Source organism: bacterium, assembly GCA_040756715.1.
Taxonomy (GTDB): domain Bacteria; phylum UBA9089; class UBA9088; order UBA9088; family UBA9088; genus JBFLYE01.
On the sequence record JBFLYE010000109.1, the window covers coordinates 1 to 3,087 of the forward strand.

Annotated in this window: 3 protein-coding genes; all 3 read left to right on the top strand. The window is 37.4% G+C overall.

The genetic code is table 11. The annotated features are described in order from the left end of the window. Nucleotides 1-1,347, top strand: a 1,347-nt coding sequence (locus tag AB1397_04105; GenBank protein ID MEW6482165.1) for a hypothetical protein, incomplete at its 5' end; no start/stop codon positions are given. A 19-nt stretch (nucleotides 1,348-1,366) separates the two neighbouring features. Then, the gene (locus tag AB1397_04110; protein ID MEW6482166.1) at nucleotides 1,367-1,591 is read left to right on the top strand and encodes a hypothetical protein; all 225 of its coding nucleotides are present in this window, start codon (nucleotides 1,367-1,369) and stop codon (nucleotides 1,589-1,591) included. 1 nt (nucleotide 1,592) lies between these two features. Beyond that, on the top strand, nucleotides 1,593-3,087 hold a 1,495-nt coding region (locus AB1397_04115), incomplete at its 3' end, for a glycosyltransferase family 9 protein (GenBank protein MEW6482167.1).

Genomic DNA, 3,087 nt, shown 5'->3' on the forward strand with positions numbered 1-3,087 from the left:
TTAACCAAGGGCACTTTCTCATTTTTTAATGCTTTGGCAACCACCATAAGGTATTCATTCTTTCTCCTTAAGGAGGTATTTGCTGGGTTTGCCGGAGACTATATTCAGGTTCTTAATGCAAACTCTGGCTATGTTGCCGTCTATCTTCCGCCCTTTGCCCTACTTTTTTTTGTTTTTGCAGTATTTCCTCCCTTTGTAAAAGAAATCACAAGCCACAGGTTTGGGGTTTATTTTCTTGCCTTTACCTGGTTTTTTGCCGGAGTATTAACCACATCGGCCACAAGGCCTGCGAATGACCACTGGCATAGGTACATTACACCGTATTACCCCTTGTTTCTCATTATGACAGCAGTTGGTATACAAAGGCTAGCATCCTTTTTAAATCAAAAGGAATGGTTTACGGGAATATCTGTATTCTTTATTTTCTTTTCCTTTATGACATCTTTATATTTTGCGGTAGCCTATGGAAAGAATTGCAAGGATATCTACCTTCAGCAACTAACCGTAGCAAAATGGGTATCAGAGAATATCCCAGCTAATGCTATCATTGCCTTAAATGACGCAGGTGCTATCAAGTATATCAGCCAGAGGTATTGCATTGACCTGGTTGGTCTATGCTATCCAAAGATTGTAAAGTCATCAACCCATTGTGCGGATGGAAATGGAGCGATTTGTGAATTTTTAGAAAGGCTTGAGAGAAAGCCCGATTATTTTATCATCTATCCCTCCTGGTTTGGGTTTGGTGGTAATATTTTAGGCCCTGAGATTGCCCAATTCGGGCTTTATGAGCCTACAATGGCAGGGGCAGGAAGCGACCCGATGAGGGTATATAAGGCAGATTTTAAATACCTAAATACAGGGGATGAGATAAAGCTACAATCTACAAAAGAGGCCTTAAAGGGAAAAACTCTGATTGATAAAATAGATATTGCTGATCTTGAAAGCGAAAATGCACATTCCTATAAGCCCTATCCAGCAGAACCAGGGCTTCCCATAAGGACATTTTCCACCTATGCATCATATAATGACGAACCAGGTATAATTGTCTCTGATGGTGGAAGGGTTATTAGCGGAGGAGAAATCTTTAAGATAAAAACCATTCCCAACAAAGAGCTAACCATAATTACAAGATGCACTAGCCCATTTAGTATTGGGGTATATATAAATGGAAAGCCAGCGGCTTGGTGGAGGAATACAAGGGGAAGCAATGAGACTTCATTGTGGTATGAGCCAATAATTACCATTCCTGGAAATTTCATTACACAAAATGAAACCAATGTAAAATTTGAGGTGGTTGATAAACATAGGGTATCCTATTTCACTACATACTATTGGTTTTATCAGTAATAGGAGGTGAACACATACTATGAAAAGGGCTCTTTTGATTTTTTTGCTAGGCTTGGGTTTTGAAGAAAGGGGTGTATTTGCTAAATGTCCAGCTTGTCCTGATAAGGTAATAAAAAGGGAAGTTCCCGCCTTAAGATATAAGAAGAAAGGGGCAACGGACAAAAAAAGACAAAGAAAAATAAAGAGGGAAGAACCACCTATATCCTTTGCAAAATCTCCCTTTCCAATTCCCCTTCGTTTCTAATTTGAAAATCCTTGTTATAAGATTAAGCTCTTTGGGGGATATTGTTTTAACATCCTCGCTGGTCTCTTCTTTAAAAAAAAGGTTTCCTCAATCAAAGCTATCTTTTCTTGTAAAAAAGGAGTATCTTAAGGTCTTAAGCCTTATTGAGGGAATAGATGAGGCAATTTCTTTTAATGGGATATTCCCAACCATTAAAAAAATAAAAAAGGAAAAATTTGACCTTCTTATTGACCTTTCATCAAATCCAAGGACCTGGCTGATTTCTATTTTAAGTGGTGTAAAAAGGAGATTTTCTTATAATAAGGATGCATTAAAAAGGCTTCTCCTTCTTTTTCGACTTGACCTTTTTAAGGAAAAACCACATATCTCAGAGAAATACATCAAAAATCTTAAAGGATTAGGAATAAGCTACATTAAACCATCCCTTTCCCTTTCTGGAATAAATAAAAAAGAAATCCTTGAGAAATTTGGGATAAAGGAAGGATTGGTTTGCGGAATATCTCCTTTCTCCCGGCACAAAAACAAGATATGGAACATTGATGGTTATGTAGGGCTTATAGAAAGGATAAGCAAAGAATTTGGCTGTCAAATTATCCTCTTTGGCAATGAAAATGATAAGGAATTGGGCTTAAAAATAAAATCCCTTTGCAAGGTTTCTATAAAAGACCTTATAGGAAAAACAGACCTTATAGAGCTTTCTTGCTTAATTGAAAGATGCTTTCTCTTTATCTCTCCTGATACAGGCCCTATGCACATTGCAGATTCTCTTAATGTTCCTGTTGTCGCTTTATTTGGACCAACCACAAGGGATTTTGGCTTCTTTCCATTAAGGGGCATTGTGGTTGAGAAACCCCTTTCCTGCAGACCTTGTAGCCTACATGGAGGAAATAAATGTAGAAGGGATAATAAATGTATGAAGATGATCGGTGTTGATGATATAATGGGTGCAATTTATGCAATTCTTAATAAAAAGCCATATCTTCTATACAAACCAGATAAAATCCTTTTGATAGAAACAGCATTTCTGGGAGATTGCCTCCTTACCACACCCCTTATCAGGGGAATAAAAGAGGTATTTCCCTATTCTTCCCTTTCCCTCCTTGCAAGGCCTATTGGGTGTGATGCTTTAAAGAACAATCCCTATATCTCTGAATTTATCCCTTATGATAAGGATAAAAAACAAAAGGGCTTATTTTCATATCTAAAGGTTATAAAAAAGATAAGGGCAAAAAATTTTTCTCTGGCAATCCTTCCCCATAGGTCAGCGAGGACAACAATCTTATCCTGGTTTTCCAATATTCCAAGAAGAATTGGATTTAGCAATGCAAGCCTTTCATTTCTTTTAACCGACAAGGTTTATTATGATAGAAAGAAACATGAGGCACAAAGAAAGCTTTCTTTGATAAAGATATTTGGCGATATTCCTGACGAAAGGGGTCTTGATGTATTTATAGATGATCGGGCAAGGCAAAAGGCAGGAGAGCTATTTTTAAAAT

Excerpts from the sequence above, each read along its gene's own strand:
- AB1397_04110 (MEW6482166.1), top strand. The coding sequence starts at position 1,367 with ATGAAAAGGGCTCTTTTGATTTTTTTGCTAGGCTTGGGTTTTGAAGAA.